The organism is Bacteroides sp. D55t1_190419_B8 (assembly GCF_015558905.1).
GTDB lineage: Bacteria > Bacteroidota > Bacteroidia > Bacteroidales > Bacteroidaceae > Bacteroides > Bacteroides vicugnae.
Map to the genome: position 1 here is coordinate 102,786 of NZ_JADMOU010000015.1, position 24,372 is coordinate 127,157.

Below are 24,372 nucleotides of genomic sequence, written 5' to 3' on the forward strand. Positions count from 1 at the left end.
GAGTACATATTATATAGAAAACGATTTAATAGTGATATAATCACCCAATAATTCAGATTAGATGAAAGCCTTTTACAGACTGTTTTATTACATATCCATCGTGCTGACCAGTATTTTGGCAGGAGTTACCATTGCGGGCGCCTTCGTAGGTAATACCGCACCGGATAGTTTCAAATTTATGCCTTTCATCGGTTTGATATTACCGATACTTTTGTTGGCTAATCTTGCTTCTGTCATTTACTGGACGATCCGTTGGCGGTGTTGGGTTTTCATCCCTCTGATTGCTATATTTAGTAACTGGAGCTATATTAGTTGTGTGATTCAATCTCCTTTTTTCAGCCCGGCTTCGGCTCCAATGGTCAAAATGAACGCGTATACTCCTGGTATTCTAACTGTTGCTACTTACAACGTTGATGCTTTTAATCATGAGCATACCGGTTATTCATGCAAAGAGATAGCCTCTTACATGAGAAATCTGCAAGCAGATATTCTCTGTTTTCAGGAGTTTGGCATTAACGATGAGTTTGGTGTAGACAGTATAGCTGCGGTTCTTTCTGATTGGCCGTATCATTTTATTCCTATTTCTCCCGAGGGAAAACATTTGTTGCAGCTGGCTGTTTTCAGCCGCTACCCCATCAAGGAGGAGAATCTTATCGTCTATCCTGATTCGAAAAATTGCAGTCTCTGGTGTGATATTGAGATTAATGGCCGTACTATCCGCCTGTTCAACAATCATCTCCAAACAACGGAAGTGAGCCAGAACAAGCGCAAGCTGGAAAAGGGACTCCGCACGGATGATTCTCAAAGGGTGGAACGTGCTGCTTTGGGATTGATTGACGGATTGCATGAGAATTTCCGGAAACGTGCCGCACAAGCTGATATCCTAAAGCAACTGATAACTGCCTCCCCCTATCCTACTATCGTCTGCGGTGACTTTAACTCTCTGCCGTCTTCGTATGTTTATCACACTGTAAAAGGTGATAAGTTGCAGGATGGTTTTCAGACGAGCGGTCATGGGTATATGTATACTTTCAAGTTTTTCAAGCATCTGTTAAGAATCGACTATATTCTCCATTCACCGGAACTGAATAGTACGGATTACTTCTCTCCGGATCTTAATTATAGCGATCATAATCCGGTGGTGATGAGGGTGAAGTTATAATTTATCTTCCTGCTTTAACCTGTTATATTAAAAACTAAGTTGATAAGGGATTACTATATAATTATGAATATTCTGTAATATGTCCCTAAGTATATAATCAATTACTGATAATAAAAAAAGCTGCCTCGTTTTCACGAGACAGCTTTTTTATATTAAGAACTTCAATAATAGTATATTAATTGAAGATATAACGCAAACTAAACATCACACGATAAGTAGAAGCTGTACTTGCATAATTCTTATATGTGGAGTTTAATATTTGACCACTAGCTTTTTGCATGGTAAATGTTCCATCACCATTATCTGCTAACGGAGTAATAGAATTTACAGTCTTATACAATCCCCAGTCCTTATTTAGTAGGTTAGCCAGATTCTGAATATCTATACCAAACTGCAATAGATTCTTCTTACCACCTATCATCATATAGAAATCTTGATTAAATTTGAAATCCAACTGATGATGCCAAGGCATCACTGCACCACCACGCTCTGCATATTTGCCTAAACGTTTTTTCAAATATTTGTCCTGTTGAACAAAGTTCCAGAAATCTTCTTTCTGCTGTTCAGCTGAATAAGTCACTTCACCAGTCTTTGAGGTTACATCTTTAAATGTCAATTCATCTTTAGTAGCAGGAACATACAGCAAATTATTAGCACCACCATCACCTACTATATTTTTAGTGTAAGTATATGAATAGCGGGAATAAGAATAGCTTCCACCTGCATATCCTAATGGAGCGCCCTCATAAATAAATGAAACACTTGACCTAAAGTGTTTAGCATAAGCTTTTGAATAACCTAATGATGCAATTATACGGTGAGGTGCCACATAAGTACCATAACCCAATTCATGGTCATTAATACCATTGACAGCATAAGTATTGGTTCTATATGCAGAAGTTACTTGGTCACCAATGCCGTCACCATAAGAACGTGCGCGAGAATAAGTATAAGCGAATGAAGCATCCAAACCAAAATCGAAATTCTTATGCAATTGAGCAGTTAACGACAGATAGTATGCTTTTGAACCACCATTTTCAATCAAATAAGCACCTGTACCAGCATTATAGCTCTTATAAGCAGTACGTATGTCATTTTTGCTAATTGTTTTTGTTCCATCAGCATAAATATTAGCATTGGAAATAACAGCCGGATTAAAGTCGCGATTGTAAATACCCTCTAAGGTAAAATCAATATCACCTGGTAACTTGGTATCAAAAGCTAATGACGTTTTCCAAGTAGCAGGCATCTTCAAATCCTTATCAATAATAGTAGGACTGCCAGGAATACTAACTTGTGGAGTAAAGTTGCCTTGATAAATATCCTCCAAAATATCTTTCGCATCTGTATGGAAATTAGGAGCAACTGCACCTGGAGTAGAACCTTTCTCACTAATATTATAGCCATATTGTGTCTGCCCTACACCTGAATTTCCTACAGCCGAAACTAACCACACAAACGGCATACGCCCTACAAAGTAGCCTGTACCTCCACGCAACACATACTTACGTTCCCCTGTAATATCCCAATTGAAACCAATACGGGGAGAAACAGACAAGGAATTGCCCGGTACCTGATCCGTAGTGAATTTACGACCACCGAAATCCAACTTGGCATATTCGGCATTATAGTTATCTTTTAAAGATGGATACACTGGCAATTCAAAGCGTAAACCTGCGGTTAACTTAAAATTCTCACTGATATTCCATTGATCTTGAACATATGCAGAGTATTGCATCTGTTTCATCTTAGAGGTAAACTGTGACAAGTCTTCAGAATTAGAGTGGGTAATCAAAAATGAAAACGGCTTCTTTCCTGTTACAAAATCATCCCATGAGCTATAAACATATGCACCATTTGCACCTTGCATATAGCCATTTACAGCTTTATTGGATTCAAACTGTAAACCAGCCATAAAATTATGTTTGCCCCATGTCCAAGTAGCTTCATCAGTAATAGTAAATGACTTCACTTGACGAATATTCCCTTCAGTAAATAATTCGGTACCAAACATAGCATATACTGCACCATCTTCCAATATATAAGTAGTTGGGAAGATACCACCATCATAAGAACGAGGCTCATCCTGATATGAATAGGTTCCACGCAGAGTGTTATTCAACACTCCCCATTTTGAATTCCACTCGGCGGCAATAGATGTAAATCTCTGTTCCTGACGATAACGTGTATTCCTAAAATATAAACCCTCATCAGAACTAGCTCCTTTCCCAGATGACATACCTTTGTTTTTATCGCCAGGAAAGATTGTAGTTGCATCCATCGGATTGACAGAAGAAGATGGAGAAGCGTCATATCTATTATTAGTTTTAGAGAAACGAACGTTCACTTTATTGTTCTCATTAATATTCCAATCCACACGCGCCAGAAACTTATATGATGGCACCTTTACATTATATCCTTGATATACTCCCGGATCATAATCATAGGTATTAATCAGATAATCACGAATTTCATCCATTTTGGAAGCAACAGGACGATGTATACCGTTCTCCCCATATTTCTCACCATCATTATTACGTGCACGTGCAACGGGACCTGCTGTCAAGTCATCTTCATATTCTCCATTCACGAAGAAAAATAACTTATTTTTAATGATAGCACCACCTAAAGTTGCACCATAAGTATATTGATGAGATTTTTCAAGTTCAATTGAACCATCACCTACTCTATCACCTATCAAATTGTTGTTTGTTAAGAACGTATAAGCAGAACCTGTCAGTTCATTTGTTCCGGATTTAGTAACAGCATTGATAGCTGCACCAGTAAAACCACTCTGACGGACATCATACGGAGTGATAGAAACAGAAAGCTGTTCCAGTGCATCCAAAGAAATAGGAGCCCCACCTGCCGGTAAGTTAGAACCGATACCGAAAGCGTTATTAAATGAAGCACCATCCACTGTTACAAATGACTGACGATAGTTACCACCACCAGCTGCAAAACCATTAGATGTTGTGTTGGATTGTGGAGATAAACGCATGATATCATTCATGCTGCGGCTCACTGTAGGAATGGAAGCGATTTTTGCACTGGTAAGGTTAGTTACAGCACCTGCTCTGTCAGACTTCATATTACTCTCTTTAGAAGCAGTCACTACTACTTCGTCCAACAGTTCTGAACTCTCTTTTAAAGAAACATTTAAAACATAATTCTCTCCCAATAAAAGATTAATTCCCTTGTAAATTGCTGTTTGATAACCAACATAAGAAATTTCTACTTTGTAAGGGCCGCCGGTACGCATACCCTGCAGATTAAATTGACCACTGACGTTAGTCACTGTACCATAACGAGTGCCTGATGGTTCGTGAACCGCAACGACTGTTGCTCCAATGATTGGTTCATCTTGTGCGGTCACTTTACCACTCATCGTGGCTGTTGTAACCTGCGCGCTCATCGTGACAGCAATAAACAACATTACTAGCACTAAGAAAGATCGCATTCTCTTTAACATAAATGTAGTTGATTAGTTAATATAAATTGTTTGCTTTTAAAAACTGTGCACAAATATAATTAATAATATTTAGAACTACATTACGATTATACTACAATTTTTTAAGAGAGATAAACGTTTCACTACCTTATAAAATGATAAAGGCTCTACAATATTTGCAGAGCCTTTTATTTTGAAACAGAAAGCATTAGAAATGCTTCAATCTATTACTTTATACTAGTCAGTCATTAACTTTCTATAACGAACACGCTTCGGCTCTTCATTTCCCAAACGTTTCATTTTGTTTTCTTCGTATTCTGAATAAGACCCTTCGAAGTAGAATACATTGGAGTCTCCTTCAAAAGCCAGAATGTGTGTACAGATACGGTCGAGGAACCAACGGTCATGCGAGATAACTACGGCACAGCCGGCAAAATCTTCCAGACCTTCTTCCAAAGCACGCAGTGTGTTTACGTCAATATCATTGGTAGGCTCATCGAGCAACAGTACATTGCCTTCTTCTTTCAAAGCCATCGCCAAGTGTAAACGGTTTCTTTCACCACCGGACAGTACACCGCAAAGTTTTTCCTGATCGCCTCCGGAGAAATTGAAACGGGAAAGGTATGCACGCGCATTGATGTCACGTCCTCCCATGCGGATCAACTCATTGCCACCGGAAATTATCTGGTAAACACTCTTATTCGGATCAATGTCTCTGTGTTGCTGGTCTACATACGCCACCTTTACAGTCTCTCCTACTTCAAATTCTCCTTTATCTACTGTCTCCAATCCCATAATCAGACGGAACAGTGTCGTCTTTCCCGCACCATTGGGACCGATCACACCGACAATACCATTAGGAGGAAGCATAAAGTTCAAATCGTCAAACAACAGTTTATCGCCGTATGCTTTAGCCACCTGTTTCGCTTCAATGACTTTATTACCCAGACGCGGACCATTCGGAATGAAGATTTCAAGTTTTTCTTCTTTCTCTTTCACGTCTTCATTCAGCAACTTGTCATAAGAGTTAAGACGTGCCTTACCCTTTGCCTGACGGGCTTTCGGAGCCATGCGCACCCATTCCAACTCACGTTCCAGTGTTTTGCGACGTTTGCTGACGGTCTTTTCTTCCATTTCCATGCGTTTTGTCTTCTGTTCCAGCCAGGAAGAGTAGTTACCTTTCCAGGGAATACCTTCACCACGGTCTAGTTCGAGAATCCATCCGGCTACATGATCGAGGAAGTAACGGTCGTGCGTCACGGCAATAACCGTACCTTCATATTGCTGAAGATGTTGTTCCAACCAGTCGATAGATTCTGCATCCAAGTGGTTGGTAGGTTCGTCCAGCAAGAGCACATCCGGTTTCTGCAACAACAAACGACATAAAGCTACCCGACGACGTTCACCTCCGGACAGGTTTTCTACCGGCTGATCTTCAGGCGGACAACGGAGAGCATCCATCGCACGCTCCAGTTTGCTATCCAGATTCCATGCATCAGTCGCATCAATGATATCTTGCAGTTCGCCCTGACGGGCAAAAAGAGCATCCATCTTATCCTGATCCTCGTAGTACTCCGGTAAACCGAACTTCTGATTGATTTCTTCGTATTCTGTCAGTGCGTCAACAATGGGTTGCACACCTTCCATTACTACTTCTTTTACTGTCTTTGTGTTGTCTAAATAAGGTTCCTGTGCCAGGTAACCCACGGAATATCCCGGAGAGAACACCACTTCTCCCTGATAGGATTTCTCCAAACCGGCGATGATCTTCAATAACGTTGATTTACCGGAACCGTTCAAACCGATAATACCGATTTTCGCTCCATAGAAAAACGACAGGTAAATGTCTTTCAGCACATTCTTATTGGGGGTGAAAGCCTTGCTCACTCCCACCATCGAGAAGATAATTTTTTTATCGTCAGCAGCCATATGTATGATTATATATTGTTGATAATGGCACAAAGATAAGAAAAATGTTTGAATTCTTTTGGAGTTATAAAAAAATGTTCTACCTTTGCACCCGCATTCGAAAGAAAGCACTGAAGGACCGATTCGCTAGCTCAGCAGGTAGAGCACAACACTTTTAATGTTGGGGTCCTGGGTTCGAGCCCCAGGCGGATCACTGAAAACAAAAGAAAAATCAAGCAAATCCCTGATAATCAAGCATTATCGGGGATTTCTTTTTTCTGGCAGGTGGCAGAAAATAGCCGTTTCAAGCATATTATCGGTGGATAAATCGTGGGACTAAAATTTAATCGAAAAAAGTCCCACGAATTTGTATCTTTCTCACTGATTCATAGTATTTTGCGTAGCACTACTTTGGAAGAGAATACATAGTTTTGTAACTCTAAAAACGATGTAAAAATGGCTAGAAAATCATTTTCGGTTTTGTTCTTCATCAAGAAAGGCAAATTATTAAAGAACGGTGAAGCACCCGTGTGCATGAGAATTACTGTAAACGGCTGTATGGTAGATATTTCTATCAAAAGAAGCTGTCCTGTAAACTTATGGAATCAGGCAAAAGAAAATTCAAAAGGTAAAGACCGTATGTCGGTAGAACTGAACCACTACTTAGAAATCACACGTTCACGCATACATCAAATTTATAGGGAACTGGAAACTTCCGACAAGGTTATCACCGTTGATCTTGTGAGAAAGTTATTTTATGGTGTGGATGAAGATAACAAAACGCTATTGCAGGTATTCAGGGAACATAACGAGCAAAGCCGTAAGTTGATCGGCAAAGACTTTGTTAGTAAGACCGTACAGCGGTATGAAACCACTACCCGATATTTGGAGGAATTTATTAAGAAAGAATATCAGCTATCGGATATCCCCCTGAATAACTTGGAAGCAAACTTCATTTCTAAGTTTGACGCTTTCTTGAAGATTGAAAAAGGTTGTGCGCAGAACTCCGCTATCACCCGATTAAAGAATTTGAAGAAGATTATCCGCATTGCTTTGGAAAACGACTGGATAAAGAAAGATCCGTTTGCTTACTATCGCTTCAAGCTGGAAGAAACTGATCCTGAATTCCTGACGATGGACGAGATTAAAATCATTCTCGCCAAAGAGTTTACTATTAAGCGAGTAGAACAGGTACGGGACATTTTTGTCTTTTGCATTTTTACAGGTTTGGCGTTCAGTGACGTGAAAGATTTATCTCCTGAACACTTAGTAAGGGACAATAAAGGGGAACTTTGGATAAGGAAGAACCGTCAAAAGACAAAAATCATGTGTAATATTCCTGTCTTGCCTGTGGCTGCTTCTATTCTTGAAAAGTATAAGGATGTGGCAGAATGTACCGGAAAGCTATTGCCAGTATTAAGCAATCAACGCATGAACAGTTATTTGAAAGAGATTGCAGATGTATGCGGATTACAGAAAAATCTATGCACACATTCAGCCCGACACTCCTATGCCACAAGCATTTGCCTAGCGAATGGCGTAAGTATGGAGAACGTAGCTAAGATGTTAGGTCATGCAGATACCAGCGTAACAAAACACTATGCACGGGTATTGGATCAGAATATTCTAAAGGATATGCAGAAAGTAAATAGCTGTTTGTCAGAGTTGGCTATATAGTAAGAATCAAATATTATTAATCTGATAGTATATCAACAAGAAATATCCCGTTCTGTCACAATGATAAAACGGGATATTCTTATAATACAGCATCTCAACAAGAAAATGGTATTTAAACTTACAGAAATAGTGCAGTTAGAAAACCTATTTTAACCATAATAGTGCAGTTTAGAATAAAAAAACCGCTTTTTTCTATTCCTTTATTGTGAATTTTCCAAAACTTAATATGAAGCATTGACAAAGGTAAGTTCCGTATTTAGCCTGTTCAAGTCCGAGCCTTCGGTTTATATGAAAATCTTCCTCTCATTACATTTCGAGCGTATTTTCATCTAAAGACTTGCACAGACTAAATACTTCACTGGAAAAGTCAATGATTCAAATTAAATTCCGAAAAACAATATTTTCGGGGCTGGCATGAGGAAAACGTCTTTCACTTGAATAGAGTTTAAACAAGTTTCTCATACAGTTTGAACCAATCCAGCCCATAACTGCCAAAGCCTAAATCTACGGTATCAATGTATTCAAAACCACATTTTTCATAGAGGGAGATTGCCGGAAGGTTATTCTCATACACATCCAAACGGATAGATTTTATGCCTGATTGTTGAGCTAGTTCGGACGAATAGTCCATCAAAGCACGACCAATACCCATTTTCAAGAATGAGGGATGCACCACAAAAGTGCGTATTACAAAAATACGGCTGTAGTCAGCTTCTATTTTCCACTTTACATTATTATAGGCTTCATCGGGATGATGGTCTAAGATAATAGAGCCAGCTATCTTTCCGTCATGCCTGACAACAAAAAGAGTATTATTTTCTATGCCAGTAACTGCATCTTCTCGGATAGGATAAATGCCTTTTATCCATCCGGGATAATTGGTAGTAGCTGATAAATAATCATTCAGATCATCATACAACTTTTCTAATTCGTCAATGTCGGCAGGTGTACCGGATTCTATTACAAACTTCATAACTTCAACTGTTTGGGATGCAAAGGTATAATTTCCACTTTAATAAAAGAGATTTCCTTTTAAGATAGTGGAAATCATACTTTTTTAGATAGTTATTCTTTCCAGCTTTCAAAGTAGTGCTTTTGGAGCAGTTTATCAATATCACTTTGCCGATAGATGATTTTACCTTTTATCTGGATAAAGGGGATTAGCCCTGTATCTCGCCACTCTTGCAGGGTTCGCAGACTGACATTCAGTTTCTTGGAAACTTCATTGTTAGAAAGAAAGCGTTCCCCGTTCAGGTGGGGCTTGTAATGCTTTACAATGGATTCAATACCGTTCAGCATTGAATCGAGCGAAGAAATAAACTCTTTGACTTGTGGTGTATCTTTATTTATTAATTCCATGTTTGAAAGATTGTTTTATTGAAATATTGATTTCAAGATTGCTAGATAGCTGGTTAGTTGCGCAGATAGTCACCCAGCGATGAAACGCTAAGTACATCTTTTCCCGGATCATAATCTATATAGAGCCGTTTGGATGCAGCGGTAATAAAATACTGGCTACCATCTTGCTGTATCTCATAAGTAGCGGGAGAAGCTTGTTTAGTGGTTTCCGATACATATATAATAGAAAGAAGATACTCTTTATCATTACGGTAGATAATAACCGTAGGATTTAGATTAATGCTTTCCCATGTGCCGACAATGGAAAACAGGTTGAAGGACGGATAATCTTCTTTAGTTCTTTTCATAAGGGGTAATTTGTTTGGGTGATTGATTTTGTATTTCACTGTCTATAATAATTCTTTCAATATCGGAAGACTTATAATAAATTTTACTCCCAATTTGGGAATAAGCCAGCCGTCCACTACTTCGGTAATATTGCAGCGTTCGTTTGCTAAAGCCTAACAACAGGCATACTTCCTGACTATCCAGCCAGTTTTCTACTTTCTGGGTATGAGTGCTGCACAAACTTTCTACCCGTTTGGCAAACTCGGTGAACCGTTCGCAGACATACGAAAAAGTTCTCTTTTCAATGGTTACTACTTCCATACTTTTAATTTTTAATGGTTTATAAAACGTATTGATTCTATTTACATCGGCAAATAAAAGAAGAATCAAGAGCCGTTTTCAAAACTGTCTGAAAGTGGTATATCCTGTCTACCTCTGGCTCAATTCATTTGGAATAGACTAATGAGATATTCGTTTTTTGAGCGCATTTACATAGAAAGTTAAATGAAAATAGAGATACGAAAAGATTTATCTCTTATCTTTGCCGCATGACTACCAATAAGATAACCCCCGAAGAATTATGGGCAAGACAGCAGATTAGCAGTCTTGATGTGGACTATGATTTGTGGAATGAACGCAGAGCATCCATACAGGCATTCTCACAAATGAGCCAAAGTTGTATCTTCACGGTGGATGTTTTCAAAGAGAGGTATGATTTTGCATCCGACAATTTCGCTAACATATTCGGATATAACCCTACGTGGATAAAGACAATCCGAAAACAGGGGGATTTGTTGGAGGAACGGATTCACCCAGACGACCGGGCGCAAATCATCGAACACCAGCTTGAGCACGGGCAATTTATCTACTCTCTTCCGCAGGAACAAAGAAATGATTATCAGCAGATATTCCAAATTCGTATGCTGAATGCCCGGCAGGAATATGTAAATGTAATCAGTCGTCATCAAGTCATTCAGAAGGATAAGAACGGAAAGGCATGGATGATTATGGGGGTGATGGATCTTTCACCCGATCAAACGCCTACGGAGCGAATCAAGCGGACGGTTATCAATCGGAAAACGGGCGAAATACTTGCATCGGCAATAGTTCCGGCAGACCAACAACTAACCAAACGGGAGAAAGAGATACTGATCCTAATCCGACAAGGATTTTTGAGCAAGGAAATTGCTTCTAAGCTGAACCTTAGCATCTACACGGTAAACAATCACCGGAAGAATATATTGGCAAAGCTACAGGTAGATAATGTAATCGAAGCCATCAACCGGGCAGAAAGTTTCGGCATCCTCTATTAACCAAAGGCTGTCTTTGCCTTGATTTACATCATTATTCAATCACTTCAATATAAAAACTAACAGGACGAAAACCATCGTTACATGAAATCATTGCTGAGTGCGGATTCCTCATCCAACCATCATAAAAGTTACCACCCCCATTGGCTAACTCAGTAACAAAATAACTCATTGAATCCCATGCGCTTTCACACAGTCCATCCGGTCGCTGCCCATCGACTGAAATAAAGATTGTACCTTGCTCAATATCACAAGTGTGTTCAATAGGATTTTCGTATACAGCAGATAAATCGCTATGCTGCACCTTTCTTACAGCGGTTATTCTAATCTTTTTCATTTCTAATAATTAACATTACGGCATCCAATCCAAACTGTTCGTCAATGGATTGGTTTTGCGATACTGTTCAAGTTCTTCATAACTACGAACGCCGCCTGTAAAAACAGCATGGTATATTTCTATGCCCGATATCATTACGCCATCAGGCACATCGAATTTAATTTGAAGGATTGTCTTCTTTATTTCAGGGGTAAGACGGTTCATAATGGCAGCAGTTACTTTTTCTACCACACCATCATATTTTGAACCTTTTCGGATATGAATCATGTCGAACTTCCATGTATTCATATCCTCGTCTTCATAAGTAGCGTGCCATTCGATGCACTCTTCTTCTGTCTGAATCAAATTCTTATATTGGACTTCCTTTAAAGAGATCCGTTCGGCAAGTTCCTGCATCACAGAAAAGCTGGCTGCAATATCCAGCGTATCAGTATAGATATGCAGGTCTATATCTTTGCTCTTTGCCAGCAGACCAGATTTAAGCGAGCCTACCAAATGAACGGTTGCCCCAATACGTTCCCATGCCGGAATAATACCGGTATGTTCCAGTATCTTCCAAGCGGTTTGCTGATTATGTAGGGCAAGTTCAAGAATATCCATATCATTCATTTTGAGCGTGCAAAGATATAAAACTTATTGGGATATAGCTATAAATAGCCATTTCCTATCCCGATGGATTGCCGTAATTTTGCGCACCGTTTTTGAATCTATTTTCATCATTTAGCAGTAAACTACTATGGTATTCAATCAAACAGAGAAGCAAGAAAGAGTCTATTTGGAGCAGATAATAACTCTCTTAAGGAGGACTATCGGTAGTACCGATGCATCCGTAAAAGACCATATTGATACATTGGCAGAGTATAAAGACTACCTTTGGAGCAATAAAGATATTGATCCGCACGAGATACGTTCGATGCGTGAAAGTATTCTAAATCACTTTGCCATAGGCGAAAGCGTAATAGATAAGCGCAAGCGACTAACTAAAATACTAGCCATCCCCTACTTCGGACGAATTGACTTTCGGGAAAGAAGCAGTAAGGCGATACCTATCTATATAGGCATCCATACTTTCTATGATTCTGAAAGCAAGACAACCCTGATTTATGATTGGCGGGCGCCTATTTCAAGTATGTTCTATGATTACGAACTGGGTGAAGCATCTTATCAATCACCATCGGGAGAGATTAACGGAGATATTTCCCTGAAACGCCAATATCGAATCCGGACCGGAAAGATGGAATTTATGATTGAAAGTGCGCTGACCGTCCACGATGATATTCTACAAAAGGAACTAAGTGCTAATGCGGATGATAAAATGAAGAACATCGTTGCGACCATTCAACGGGAGCAAAACCGGATTATTCGTAATGAGGAAGCACGCACCCTCATCATTCAGGGAGTGGCAGGTTCGGGTAAAACCTCTATTGCTTTGCATCGCATAGCTTATTTGCTTTATGCTTTTAAGAGTAACATTTCTTCACAGGATATCTTGATTATTTCCCCGAATAAAGTCTTTGCTGATTATATTTCTAACGTCCTTCCCGAACTCGGAGAAGAAACCGTACCCGAAACCAGCATGGAACAGATACTTTCCGAAGTGCTGAATCACAAATACAAATACCTGAGCTTCTTTGAGCAAGTGAATGAATTGCTGACAAAACCAACACCGGACTTTATCGAGCGAATCGAATATAAATCATCTTTCGACTTCATCGCCAGTCTGGATCGTTTTATTCTGCACATCGAAAACCACTACTTCCAGGCGGAAGATGTGAAGCTGACGAAACACATCACCGTTCCGGCTGAATTCGTCGAAGAGCAATTCCACCGTTTCAACCGCTACCCCATGCGCCAGCGGTTCGAGGCAATGACGGATTATATTCTCGACATGATGAAAGTACAATATGCTTTTACGGTGACTACTGCTGCAAGAAACTTCCTGAAGAAAGAGATAAAACGAATGTTTGCCGGAAACAACGACCTGCAAGTCTATAAAGATTTCTTCGCATGGACGGGTAAACCGGAAATGTTTAAAATGCGGAAGAACCGCACGCTTGAATATTCGGATTTAGCCCCATTAACATACCTGTATATCGCTTTGGAAGGTGGCACGAAAAACAGCGTCAAGCATCTGCTGGTGTATGAAATGCAAGATTATTCTCCTATTCAGTACAAGGTGATACAAAAGTTATACCCGTGCCGAAGAACTGTTTTAGGCGATGCCAGCCAGTCGGTAAATCCTTATGGCTCGTCCAATGCGGATATGATTCAAAAAGCACTGGTCACGGGAGAGGTCATGAAGCTGTGCAAGAGCTACCGTTCCACTTATGAGATAACCGATTTTGCACAAAAGATACGGACGAATACAGACCTTGAACCCGTGGCGCGGCACGGAGAGAAACCGCAAGTGATACATTATAAAAATGAGAAAGAAGAGCTATCCGGTATTCTGGATTTAATTTCCGTTTACCGGAAGTCCACCTATAAATCACTGGGGATTATTTGCAAAACGGAAACGCAAGCCAAAGTAATAGCAGACGAATTGAAAAAGTATGCCGATGATATTCATTTTCTTTCAAACCAAAGCTCCGCTTTTGTGCAAGGCATCATTATCACCTCTGCACACATGGCAAAAGGTTTAGAGTTTGATGAGGTGATTATCCCACAGGCAGACGATAGAAATTATCATTCAGAGATCGACCGGAGTATGCTATATGTGGCGGTCACGAGAGCGATGCACCGTTTAACGCTGACATATAGCGGAACAAAACACACGCCATTCATCTAAATATTCTACTTACTTTATTGCCGTGCGGAGATTACCCCCTATATTTACCGCCATGCGCACAACTGATAAAATTAGTAGAGATGAAAGAAAGCAAAATTCTATATCCGTCACCTATACTTTCCCAATACATTAAATACTATTGGGTACTAAAGACCGATGTATTAGAGCCAGTAATGGTACAGACTATTCCATCGGGGTGCGTACACCTTGTTTTCCATCGAGGAGAGAATCTGAATATCCAATCAAAAGGTTTGCAACCAAAGAATTTTATCAGGGGACAATTCTCAACGTATGGGAGTTTGATTTCAGAAGGCAACATTGATATGATTGCCGTTATATTCCACCCTTTGGGGCTGAATCCATTTGTGCGATGCTCCATGAGTGAACTTTACAACCATTATATAGATGTAGAAGATTTAGAAGACATCGAATTGAATGACCTGAAACGAAATATTTCTGCCGAACCAGCCGTTGAAGCCTGCATCCAGTTGATTGAACGCTTTTTCACGCAACGGTTTGTTGATGCAAATTGTAATTACCAAAGAACACAGCACACTATCTGCCAAATAATCAATCAACCGCAAATCGAAGTGAGCGCTCTTGCAGAAAGTGCTTGTTTGGGATATAGACAATTCAAACGGGTATTCACCAGTTATGTAGGGATGAGCCCTAAAGGATATTATCGGGTAGTTCGTTTTCAGCGGGCATTATACCTATTGCAAAATAATCCGGGAATGGAATTGGTAGACCTGGCTTATACTTGTGGTTTTTATGATCCTTCACACTTAGTGAAAGACTTTAGAGAGTTTTCAGGCTGTTCACCAACCCAATATCTATCTTCCCATTCTCCGTATTCTACATTCTTTTCCGAAGATTGTAGGCTGAATGTTATTAAACCGCATATTCGTGCGTAGCCATTTATGATAAAGTCAGTTTTTTACAAGTGGATGATAGGCAAAGAACTTACTTTTGCAGAAGTACTTAAAATTAGAAAGTTATGCAAGAAAGTAATTTTATACATATAACCGCTAGCATTGCACAGGTTATTGAAACAGAAGAGAAATTATTAAGTAGTTTACCCGTAGAGATTATCACACAAAAGCGAAATACACAGAATCGCACTATCAAGCAGATACTCGGTCATTTGATTGATTCGGCATCCAATAATCATCAACGTATGGTTCGGTTGCAATATAGCAAAGATCTGCTTTTCTTCCCTGATTATACACAGGATAATGACTTGTGGATAGCTCTGCAAGATTATCAGAATGCAGACTGGGCTAACTTAATCCAGTTGTGGAAGTGTTACAATCTGCACATCATCCAAGTAATTAACTCGGTAGATAAGAATAGGCTGGATAGTTACTGGTGCGACTTTACAGGAGCAAAGGTTTCATTAAGAGAAATGATAGAGGGATATTTAGGACATTTGCACCTGCATATAAAAGAAATTCATGAATTGATAGGTTGAATTTCTTAATTTTTCATACATTTGTGCTATATCAACTAACAAATAGTATTCACTTCTTATGAAACTCTGTATATAGCTACGCTCCTGCGAATAGCCCCCTTCAAGAAAGCTATTCAGCTATTTGACAAATAACGTTTTATTTGCCACAGAGATTTTATATCCTTTTATTTATGAATTTACGAGCTGGCAGACTATATTATGCAGTCTGCTCGTGTCGTGCTATTTTGCAGTCGAGCAATGAATTATACATATAAACAAATATGGCTCATCAACTTTCCGGTGATGATGAGCATCCTCATGGAGCAGTTAATCAATATTACGGACGCTCTTTTTTTAGGTCACGTAGGCGAGGTGGAGTTAGGAGTATCCGCTATTGCCGGAATTTATTATCTGGCAGTCTATATGCTAGGGTTCGGGTTTAGCATTGGACTCCAAGTTATGATTGCCCGCAGAAAGGGGGAACAGAATTACAAAACAACCGGAAAGACTTTCTTTCAGGGGCTATTCTTTTTATCGGGATTAGCCGCCTTCCTTTGCCTATTGATTCATGCCGTTTCCCCTTATCTATTGAAACGGTTAATTTCCTCACCGGAGATTTATCAGGCGGTAGTCCGCTATTTGGACTGGCGCAGCTTCGGGCTGTTATTCTCATTTCCTTTTCTGGCTATCCGGGCTTTCTTCGTTGGAATAACGCACACAAAAGCTTTATCGGGATCAGCTATTACTGCGGTGGCGATTAATATCCCGCTGAACTACTTCTTAATATTCACACTCGGATTAGGTATTTCGGGAGCAGCCATCGCTTCATCTTTAGCGGAAATGGGATCCTTAATTGTACTTTGTATCTACACAGGAGTGAAGATTGACAAAGACAAATACGGATTGAAACCCGTGTATGATGGACGGTTACTCGTCAAAGTCCTGAATCTGTCTGTGTGGAGTATGCTCCATGCTTTTATCAGCGTAGCCCCTTGGTTTCTATTTTTCGTGGCAATCGAACATTTAGGGAAAACGGAGTTAGCTATTTCCAACATCACCCGAAGCGTATCGGCTCTCTTTTTTGTAATAGCCAATTCCTTTGCTGTCACTACGGGTTCATTGGTGAGCAATGCTATTGGAGCCGGAGCGAAAAACGAGCTTTTTCCGATCTGTCACAAGATTCTGAAATTAGGCTATGCTATTGGCTTCCCATTGGTAGTAGTTGCGTTGCTCTGTAATCGTTGGATAGTGGGCTTTTATACAGATAGTGAGCTATTGATAGAATTAGCATTTGCTCCTTTCGTGGTGATGCTACTGAATTACACGTTTGCACTACCCGGTTATGTATATCTTAATGCGGTCGGTGGAACGGGAAAAACCAAAACCACCTTTCTGTTTCAGATGACAACCACCTGTGTGTATTTAGTATATCTCTACTGGCTGAGCTTCTGTATAGAAGCATCTTTATCCCTCTACTTGACGGCAGAATATCTGTTTGTGATTCTGCTGGCTCTGCAATCTATTATATATCTGAAAAGTAAACACTATTAAAACGAATCAAGTTATGATGACAAAAATATATCCACGCACCGGAGACAAGCAAACAGTCTATCTGAATGCCGTGATTAAAGATCCGCAAATAGAGGTAGGCGATTATACTATTTACAATGACTTTGTAGCTGATCCCTTGCTATTTGAGAAGAACAATGTGCTTTATCATTACCCCATCCACCGAGAGAAGTTAATCATTGGCAAGTTCTGCTCCATCGCCTGTGGCGCGAAATTCCTGTTCAATTGCGCCAACCACACATTGAAATCGTTATCGACCTACACCTTTCCCATATTCTACGAAGAATGGGAATTGGAGAAGTCAAATATTACTACTGCATGGGATAATAAAGGCGATATTGTGATCGGCAATGACGTATGGATCGGCTACGAAGCTGTGATTATGGCGGGGGTTCATATCGGTGATGGTGCTATTATTGCCGCACGTGCCGTAGTGACTAAAGATGTCCCGCCCTATACGATTGTGGGCGGCACTCCTGCCAAAGAAATACGAAAACGCTTTGACGCAGAGCTTATTCAACAATTACTAATGCTGAAATGGTGGGATTGGTCTAACGATAAGATCCGCCAGTGTTTGCCATACATTGCAGAGGGAAAGATAAATGAATTACTTACCACAAAGAAAGATAAATTATGAACTATATAAAGGTGATATTAACAAGGATTGATGTAGGTCGCAGTTCCCCATATAGCTACATTTCGCTATTTTAGAACTCATGCCAGATAATTATATTTGTAAGAAACAAGAAACTCGAAATATAACTTGAGATTCAACATTTCTGGAATTGCGACCAATAGGCTGAAGAACCCTTGAATCATTCTAATTAATAGAGGAACTACAAACAAAACAAGAAATCATTCAGCATACAAAGCTAACGCTTTGATATATATAATTTATTCACAATTAAATTTTATGCCTATGAATGATTTATTAAGAACGAGGTTTTTCATCTTACTGGCTGACACCTCACAAGAAGTTATTAACACAGAAATGCAAGATGCTTATGAAGATTTTGTGAAGCAATTAGTTACAATTAGTAATTCGGAAGATTACGCTCATATTTTTCGGATACTGAATCTCACCCGTATTGAGATAGCCCCTTTAAAGGGGTTGTATCAGCATGGGCAGGGGGAAAAATGCGCCTAAAAATCGATACATTCACAAAGTATTATCCTTAATTAAAGCAGAATTAGAGTTACTAAACCTGAAAATCAAACATCCTGAAAAATTTAATTTACCCATTCATGCAGAGTTTAAATCAGACCTGTATGTAATTCCTAAATCAAAAGACTTGGGAATTATTGGTATTGCTGAAATTGTGCTTGGGCTGTTTCTTCAAGGCGAGATTACCGGAAAGGATGGAAAGCCCGTTTCAGAGGCTTGTCTAGCCCGTGGCTTCGAGCAGCTTTTCAATCTCAAATTTGGTTGTATCTATGATAAGGTTGATGAGATATTTAATCGGAAGACGTACAATCTTACTAAAACATTAGATGCTTTGCGAAATGCTATTGCCAAAGAAGACCGTAAACGCAAGAATAAATAAAGATTAGAAAAGATGATTATTCAAGTCGCTTATTTATAGTGTTTTATAAACCATTTTTCGGGGAGTAGGTAACTACTCCTCTTTTTCTACAACCTTGTTTTGCAGAACTTTGCTTCATCAATCGATTGATAATAATAATGTTGAACTAAAAATTGAAGCAAAATGTATATAGACAATGAAAACTTCGAGAAGTGGATGGCAACACTTTCAAAGAAACTCACCGAAATTGGGCAAGATCTAAAATCCCTAATCAATACTGATACCGTATTGGATGAAAATGAGAAGCTATTGGATAATCAAGATTTGGCCTTTCTGCTAAAAGCATCTTTCAGAACCCTACAACGCTATCGGGCAAAAGGGAAACTTCCCTACTTTACCATCGGACGGAAAACATACTACAGAGCAAGTGATATTCGGGCTTTCGTCCGTGAATATGCTGATTCTCAAACCTACAAACAGTTTGAAAAAGCCAATCAGTTAGCAAACCAGCCCTGAAAGCAAAAGGTAGCAGAGGAAAGAAGCCTGTGTTCAGGCTATTTCTCTGTGCCACCACCCCGATTTAGCACAAACTGCATCACCTATCGGTTCAGCCCGTTTCGCTAAATCGAGCAAGAGGGAACTGGACAAGTCCTGTTCTTCCCTCTTGCTCTGCGAGGCAAAGCCTTCGGCTTTAGCGTGTTACAAGAACACGCTGTAATGACACCTGTAATAAGCATTTTCTTTACAACGCTTATTATCAGGTATTTATCCATTCATATTTCTATAAAAAAGTAATTACTATGCCAAACAGCAGTCGAAAAACGATATTCACTACCATTTCCATAGACAAGGAAACGGCAACTTTGGTAGAAAAGATATGCAAACGCTATTCACTGAAAAAGAGCGAAGTTGTAAAATTGGCGTTCGGGTATATAGATAAGGCGCATATCAACCCATCCGAAGCACCTGAATCCGTAAAATCGGAACTGGCGAAAATAAATAAGAGACAGGATGATATTATCCGCTTCATCCGTCACTATGAAGAAGAACAACTGAATCCCATGATACGGGCAACAAATTCTATTGCTTTGCGCTTCAATGCTATTGGCAAAACTTTGGAAACTCTTATTCTCTCTCAATTGGAAGCCAGTCAAGAGAAACACACAGCCGTACTCAAAAAGTTAAGTGAACAGTTCTGTAATCATGCCGATGTGATAAACAACCAATCCAAACAGATTAATGCACTTTATCAGATACACCAACGGGATTATAAAAAGTTGCTTCACCTGATACAACTTTATTCGGAACTTTCTGCTTGTGGTGTGATGGATAGCAAAAGGAAAGATACCCTGAAAGCTGAAATCATCAATCTGATAAATACATAGAATTATGCACATAGACTTTGCCCCGTCATCGAACGGTACATATAATAATGCTGGAAGCAGCCGACAATTAATCTCTTACATGGAACATGAGGATTTGGAGCGGATGGAGAAAGGAATCTATACCGATGGATTTTTCGACCTGACAGAGGATAATATCTACAAATCAAAGGTTATTAAGGATATAGATAGCAATATCGGACAACTTCTAAAAACGGATGCTAAGTTTTACGCTATCCATGTCAGCCCATCGGAAAGTGAGCTTCGGTCAATGGGGAACACTGAACAAGAGAAAGCCGAAGCGATGAAACACTATATTCGGGAAGTATTCATTCCTGAATATGCTAATAACTTCAACAAAGGACTATCCGAAGCAGATATTAAGTTTTACGGTAAGATTCATTTTGACCGTAGCCGTTCCAACAATGAACTGAATATGCACTGCCATTTGGTTGTGAGCCGAAAAGACCAATCTAATAAGAAAAAACTATCCCCGCTTACTAATCACAAAAACACCAAGAAAGGAACGGTAACCGGTGGCTTTAACCGTGTGAATCTATTCCAACAGGTAGAACAGGGATTTGATAGGCTCTTTGGCTACAATCGCCAAAAATCCGAATCGTTTGAGTATCAGAATACAATGAAAAACGGTTGTATATCTGAACGGATTAGATTACAAGAACAAGAATCTCAATTTAATAAAAGAAAAGCAAATATCGGTCAATCTTTCAATCAGGAAAACAAGAAAACACCTAGCTTGTATATTTCTATCGTTTCATCAGATATTTGTTTTTCATCTAATTCAGAAAAACAAATTCCCAAACATAGAAAGAAGAAGAAACGTAAATTATAATATCGTCATCTGTCAAAGTATCACATTTCATAAATAAAATTCAGTCAAAAAAAAACAGAAAAATAAAATAGTTATAGAATATTTACTATATTTGTGAAAAAGTACTTTGCGCCTTTTCAAATCTGAGATTATACAGAGTTGGAAGGCTGTTATACAACATAAATGATGATGTTATGAAATATAGTTATCAACTAATTCTGTTAGGAAACAATAGTGAGTTGTTTGAGAAGATTAAAATTGATCTAATGCGCAAATTTGATGAGTTAAAACTTGTGCATGATTTACTAAAAATAATCACAAAAGAAAATATCTCTGAATACTCTGGAGGACAACCTGCATATGTCATATATTCAGGACATAAAAATAGATTAGATGCAGTCACAGAAGAGATATTAGAAAAGCAGAAATTAGATGGGAATGTTATTTTACCTATCTTTCAGAATGATTTTTATGAGGAAATTCCTGCTGTATTGTGTAATAGAAATGGATTGAGATTTGACAATAACATAGGCAAAATATCAAATATAATACTAGAAGGATTTGAATTATTAAGAAAAAATAGAAAAATATTCATTTCGTATAAAAGGAGTGAGTCTGCGAATGTTGCGATTCAATTATATGAGTTACTAGAGCAAAATAATTTCGATGTTTTCTTAGACACTCATTCAGTAGATAAAGGTGATGACTTTCAGGAAGAATTGTGGCATAGAATGACAGATTGCGACGTTATTTTAATGTTAAATACGGCTGGATTTCTAAACAGTGAGTGGTGCTATAAGGAACTGGAAAAAGCACATATTAAAAGAATTGGAATCGTTCATCTTATTTGGCCTGATTGTGATTTTGAGAATTTTGCTTATTTAGCTTATTCAAAAAAACTAAACGGTAAAGATTTTGACAAACCTCTTTTTGCAGATCTAAAAAAAGGACGATTAAGAAGTAGTGTTTTACCCCAAATATTAACTTTAATAGAAGAAACTAGAGCAAGAAATCTCGCTTCAAGACAAGATTCTTTAATTACAGATTTCACACAAGCTGCATATAATAATAAAATTGAAGTTAACTTGCAATATCATAGGTATATAACACAAGATTTGTCTGATGGAAAAAGAATTGCATATATACCAACCATTGGAATACCGCAATCTATTAACTGTCATAATTCTCAGAGGTTAATATCGAAAATTGAACAGAATGAAATTGACTCTATTTATTTAATATTTGATGAAATGTCTATAAGGGATTATTGGTTAGAACATTTGAATTGGTTAAATAATTATTTGGAGGTTAAAACCATAAAAAAACAAGATTTTAATTCATGGTTTTTAAAATTCTAATTTATGAAAAATATATTTTTATCAGCTAGTATTCCTTTGCCAGAAAGGCATCCGAAATATTATGAAACTGCAGATATCATAGCAATAAGAGATGCTGTAATAGCATTAACTTCAATTGTATTGCCTCAACATAAAATCATTTGGGGTGGACATCCTTCAATCACGCCATTGATATATTATGTCATTGAAAGAACTATAATAAATAATTTAAAAAGGGAAGATTGGAGTATTAAATTATCAGAGGAAGAAAAAAAGATGATTGATAATGAATTAAGAAATAAGATACAAAATCATGTAACACTATATCAATCTCTGTTTTTTAAAGATGAGTACCCCGAAGACAACAATAAATTCCAAAATGTTATTTATACAGAAAACATGGGAGATATTCATTCAAGTGTTCAGCGAATGAGAGAAAGAATGTTATCAGAAAATACATTTGAAGCTGCTGTATTCATTGGGGGGATGGATGGAATAGAGATCGAGTATAAAATGTTTAAAGAGAGACATCCAAAAGCATTAATATTACCAGTTGCTAGTACAGGAGCTGCTACAAAAATAGTTTATGAAACTTTATTTGATAAGAATAAAGCCAATGAACGTTTTGTGAAAGATTACGGATACATGTCGTTGTTTCAAAAATATTTAATTGACAAAATACAATAACTATGATTAGAAAGGTTTTTTATAGTTTTCATTTTGATAATGATAATTGGCGAGCAGGTCAAATCCGCAATATAGGATATATTGAAGGAGATAAACCTGTTAATGGAAATAAATGGGAAGATGTAAAGAGTAAAAGTGAATCAGTAATTAAGGATTGGATTGATGAAAATTTGAGAGATAAATCATGTCTCATAGTCTTAATAGGCGAAAAAACGAGCGAAAGAAAATGGGTGAATTATGAAATAAATAGAGCTTGGGAATTAGGGAAGGCTGTTTGTGGTGTTTACATACATAAATTAGAAAATGCTTTAGGGGAACAATCTTCTAAAGGGAAAAATCCATTAGCAAGTTATATCCCTACTTTTGATTCTTCATATGCTTCTAGCAAATATGTCTATGATGATATAAAAAATAATATTGCGAATTTAGTCGAAGATGCTATTAAAATAAGAAATAAATATTAAAGATATGGGAAGAAAAGTTTTTGTTTCATATAAGTATAAGGATGAACAAGTAGCAAAATTACAAGATGCTTTTTACGAGGAAGTTAATTCTATAATGAAGTGGAATTATAGAAGAACTAGAGTCAGAGATTATGTCGATTACTTACAAGAAAAAATAGGGAGAGATCATATTAATCTTGGAGAAAAAGATGGGGAAAGTTTAGATGATTTTGCAGATAGTACAATAGAAACATCTCTAAAAAAGAAAATAGCTCAAAGTTCCATAACTATAGTTCTAATTTCTAAGGGGATGAAAACTAATGAAGTTGAAAAAAATCAATGGATTCCTTGGGAGGTATCATATTCTTTAAGAACAGTTCCAACAAGTGGAAATACCAAACAAATGAATGCTGTTTTAGGAATTATACTACCAGATGAGACTAATACATATGATTGGTATTATACTTCAAACCCTAATTGTAATAGCGTAACACACCATACAAAACAACTTTTCAAAATTTTGAAAAATAATATGTTCAACATAAAAGAAAAAGAATTCAGAGAATGTAATGGATCGAAAATCCATATTACGGATGAACCCTCATTTATTAAAACAGTGAAATGGGATAATTTTATAGATGGAGATAATTACAATTATTATATTGACAAGTCTATAGAGATTAGGAATTCAGATAGTTTATATGATATATGTATAAATCTTGATTAATATGAGTTTTATTTCTGAATCAAAAATAAAAGAATACAGAAATACCACTAGGTACTTTTCTGCAAGCGAAAGTTTGAAAGAATTTCGAAACGAATCCAAATAT

25 protein-coding genes and 1 tRNA gene are annotated in these 24,372 nt (G+C 38.0%); 18 read left to right on the forward strand and 8 right to left on the reverse strand.

Translation table 11 applies throughout. From position 1 onward, the window contains the following. Window positions 1-61 precede the first annotated feature (61 nt). A complete protein-coding gene (locus I2I13_RS14325; protein WP_195649765.1) occupies window positions 62-1,162 on the forward strand; it encodes an endonuclease/exonuclease/phosphatase family protein in 1,101 nt (366 codons plus the stop codon). Window positions 1,163-1,337: 175 nt separating this feature from the next. Here the strand turns inward: I2I13_RS14325 and I2I13_RS14330 are convergent, their stop codons facing one another. Next, window positions 1,338-4,634, reverse strand: coding sequence for a TonB-dependent receptor domain-containing protein (locus tag I2I13_RS14330; RefSeq protein WP_195649766.1), 3,297 nt, complete (start codon window positions 4,632-4,634; stop codon window positions 1,338-1,340). Window positions 4,635-4,850: 216 nt separating this feature from the next. Next, complete coding sequence (gene ettA, locus I2I13_RS14335; RefSeq protein WP_148367308.1) at window positions 4,851-6,542, reverse strand: energy-dependent translational throttle protein EttA; 1,692 nt, start codon at window positions 6,540-6,542, stop codon at window positions 4,851-4,853. Between the two features lie 120 nt (window positions 6,543-6,662). Between ettA and I2I13_RS14340 the strand changes: the two genes are divergently transcribed. Next, window positions 6,663-6,735 (forward strand) — tRNA-Lys (locus I2I13_RS14340). A 242-nt stretch (window positions 6,736-6,977) separates the two neighbouring features. After that, window positions 6,978-8,198: a site-specific integrase gene (locus I2I13_RS14345; protein ID WP_195649767.1), complete on the forward strand. Its 1,221-nt coding sequence runs from the start codon at window positions 6,978-6,980 to the stop codon at window positions 8,196-8,198. Between the two features lie 445 nt (window positions 8,199-8,643). On the opposite strand, the gene I2I13_RS14350 is transcribed toward I2I13_RS14345, so the two are convergent. The 4 genes from I2I13_RS14350 to I2I13_RS14365 form a co-directional block, all read right to left on the reverse strand. Further along, window positions 8,644-9,171, reverse strand: coding sequence for a GNAT family N-acetyltransferase (locus tag I2I13_RS14350; protein WP_195649768.1), 528 nt, complete (start codon window positions 9,169-9,171; stop codon window positions 8,644-8,646). 92 nt (window positions 9,172-9,263) lie between these two features. After that, the gene (locus tag I2I13_RS14355; RefSeq protein ID WP_004293696.1) at window positions 9,264-9,557 is read right to left on the reverse strand and encodes a helix-turn-helix domain-containing protein; all 294 of its coding nucleotides are present in this window, start codon (window positions 9,555-9,557) and stop codon (window positions 9,264-9,266) included. Window positions 9,558-9,610: 53 nt separating this feature from the next. Then, the gene (locus tag I2I13_RS14360) at window positions 9,611-9,904 is read right to left on the reverse strand and encodes a DUF3876 domain-containing protein (RefSeq protein ID WP_195649769.1); all 294 of its coding nucleotides are present in this window, start codon (window positions 9,902-9,904) and stop codon (window positions 9,611-9,613) included. Then, a complete protein-coding gene (locus tag I2I13_RS14365; protein ID WP_195649770.1) occupies window positions 9,891-10,205 on the reverse strand; it encodes a helix-turn-helix domain-containing protein in 315 nt (104 codons plus the stop codon). Before I2I13_RS14365 ends, I2I13_RS14360 begins: the two co-directional genes overlap by 14 nt. Window positions 10,206-10,432: 227 nt before the next feature. On the opposite strand from I2I13_RS14365, the gene I2I13_RS14370 reads away from it, so the two are divergent. Continuing rightward, complete coding sequence (locus I2I13_RS14370) at window positions 10,433-11,197, forward strand: LuxR C-terminal-related transcriptional regulator (protein ID WP_195649771.1); 765 nt, start codon at window positions 10,433-10,435, stop codon at window positions 11,195-11,197. A gap of 31 nt (window positions 11,198-11,228) precedes the next feature. Here the strand turns inward: I2I13_RS14370 and I2I13_RS14375 are convergent, their stop codons facing one another. Next, window positions 11,229-11,531, reverse strand: coding sequence for a TIGR04076 family protein (locus I2I13_RS14375; protein ID WP_195649772.1), 303 nt, complete (start codon window positions 11,529-11,531; stop codon window positions 11,229-11,231). Between the two features lie 15 nt (window positions 11,532-11,546). Further along, on the reverse strand, window positions 11,547-12,140 hold the full coding sequence (locus I2I13_RS14380) for a phosphoglycerate mutase family protein (RefSeq protein ID WP_195649773.1): 594 nt from the start codon (window positions 12,138-12,140) through the stop codon (window positions 11,547-11,549). Window positions 12,141-12,267: 127 nt separating this feature from the next. On the opposite strand from I2I13_RS14380, the gene I2I13_RS14385 reads away from it, so the two are divergent. From I2I13_RS14385 to I2I13_RS14450, 14 genes are all read left to right on the forward strand, one after another. Continuing rightward, complete coding sequence (locus I2I13_RS14385) at window positions 12,268-14,319, forward strand: 3'-5' exonuclease (RefSeq protein WP_195649774.1); 2,052 nt, start codon at window positions 12,268-12,270, stop codon at window positions 14,317-14,319. An 80-nt stretch (window positions 14,320-14,399) separates the two neighbouring features. Beyond that, window positions 14,400-15,233, forward strand: coding sequence for a helix-turn-helix domain-containing protein (locus tag I2I13_RS14390; protein WP_195649775.1), 834 nt, complete (start codon window positions 14,400-14,402; stop codon window positions 15,231-15,233). An 83-nt stretch (window positions 15,234-15,316) separates the two neighbouring features. Continuing rightward, on the forward strand, window positions 15,317-15,790 hold the full coding sequence (locus tag I2I13_RS14395) for a DinB family protein (protein ID WP_195649776.1): 474 nt from the start codon (window positions 15,317-15,319) through the stop codon (window positions 15,788-15,790). 237 nt (window positions 15,791-16,027) lie between these two features. Further along, the gene (locus tag I2I13_RS14400; protein ID WP_195649777.1) at window positions 16,028-17,320 is read left to right on the forward strand and encodes an MATE family efflux transporter; all 1,293 of its coding nucleotides are present in this window, start codon (window positions 16,028-16,030) and stop codon (window positions 17,318-17,320) included. A gap of 13 nt (window positions 17,321-17,333) precedes the next feature. Further along, the gene (locus tag I2I13_RS14405; RefSeq protein ID WP_195649778.1) at window positions 17,334-17,975 is read left to right on the forward strand and encodes a CatB-related O-acetyltransferase; all 642 of its coding nucleotides are present in this window, start codon (window positions 17,334-17,336) and stop codon (window positions 17,973-17,975) included. A gap of 276 nt (window positions 17,976-18,251) precedes the next feature. Further along, the gene (locus I2I13_RS14410; RefSeq protein ID WP_195649779.1) at window positions 18,252-18,485 is read left to right on the forward strand and encodes a hypothetical protein; all 234 of its coding nucleotides are present in this window, start codon (window positions 18,252-18,254) and stop codon (window positions 18,483-18,485) included. Then, a complete protein-coding gene (locus I2I13_RS14415) occupies window positions 18,460-18,882 on the forward strand; it encodes a hypothetical protein (protein ID WP_195649780.1) in 423 nt (140 codons plus the stop codon). Before I2I13_RS14410 ends, I2I13_RS14415 begins: the two co-directional genes overlap by 26 nt. 162 nt (window positions 18,883-19,044) lie before the next feature. Next, entirely contained in the window at window positions 19,045-19,377 is a 333-nt protein-coding gene (locus I2I13_RS14420; protein WP_195649781.1) for a helix-turn-helix domain-containing protein, read from the forward strand. 284 nt (window positions 19,378-19,661) lie between these two features. Continuing rightward, the gene (locus I2I13_RS14425) at window positions 19,662-20,246 is read left to right on the forward strand and encodes a BfmA/BtgA family mobilization protein (RefSeq protein WP_195649782.1); all 585 of its coding nucleotides are present in this window, start codon (window positions 19,662-19,664) and stop codon (window positions 20,244-20,246) included. Window positions 20,247-20,250: 4 nt separating this feature from the next. Continuing rightward, window positions 20,251-21,096 carry a DUF5712 family protein gene (locus I2I13_RS14430; RefSeq protein ID WP_195649783.1) on the forward strand — a complete coding sequence of 282 codons (846 nt, stop codon included), beginning with the start codon at window positions 20,251-20,253 and terminating at the stop codon, window positions 21,094-21,096. 173 nt (window positions 21,097-21,269) lie between these two features. Beyond that, window positions 21,270-22,433, forward strand: a complete 1,164-nt coding sequence (locus tag I2I13_RS14435) for a toll/interleukin-1 receptor domain-containing protein (RefSeq protein ID WP_195649784.1) — start codon at window positions 21,270-21,272, stop codon at window positions 22,431-22,433. A gap of 3 nt (window positions 22,434-22,436) precedes the next feature. Continuing rightward, entirely contained in the window at window positions 22,437-23,099 is a 663-nt protein-coding gene (locus I2I13_RS14440; RefSeq protein WP_195649785.1) for a hypothetical protein, read from the forward strand. Between the two features lie 2 nt (window positions 23,100-23,101). Then, on the forward strand, window positions 23,102-23,563 hold the full coding sequence (locus I2I13_RS14445; RefSeq protein ID WP_195649786.1) for a TIR domain-containing protein: 462 nt from the start codon (window positions 23,102-23,104) through the stop codon (window positions 23,561-23,563). Between the two features lie 4 nt (window positions 23,564-23,567). Then, complete coding sequence (locus I2I13_RS14450; RefSeq protein WP_195649787.1) at window positions 23,568-24,269, forward strand: TIR domain-containing protein; 702 nt, start codon at window positions 23,568-23,570, stop codon at window positions 24,267-24,269. The last annotated feature ends 103 nt before the right edge of the window (window positions 24,270-24,372 follow it).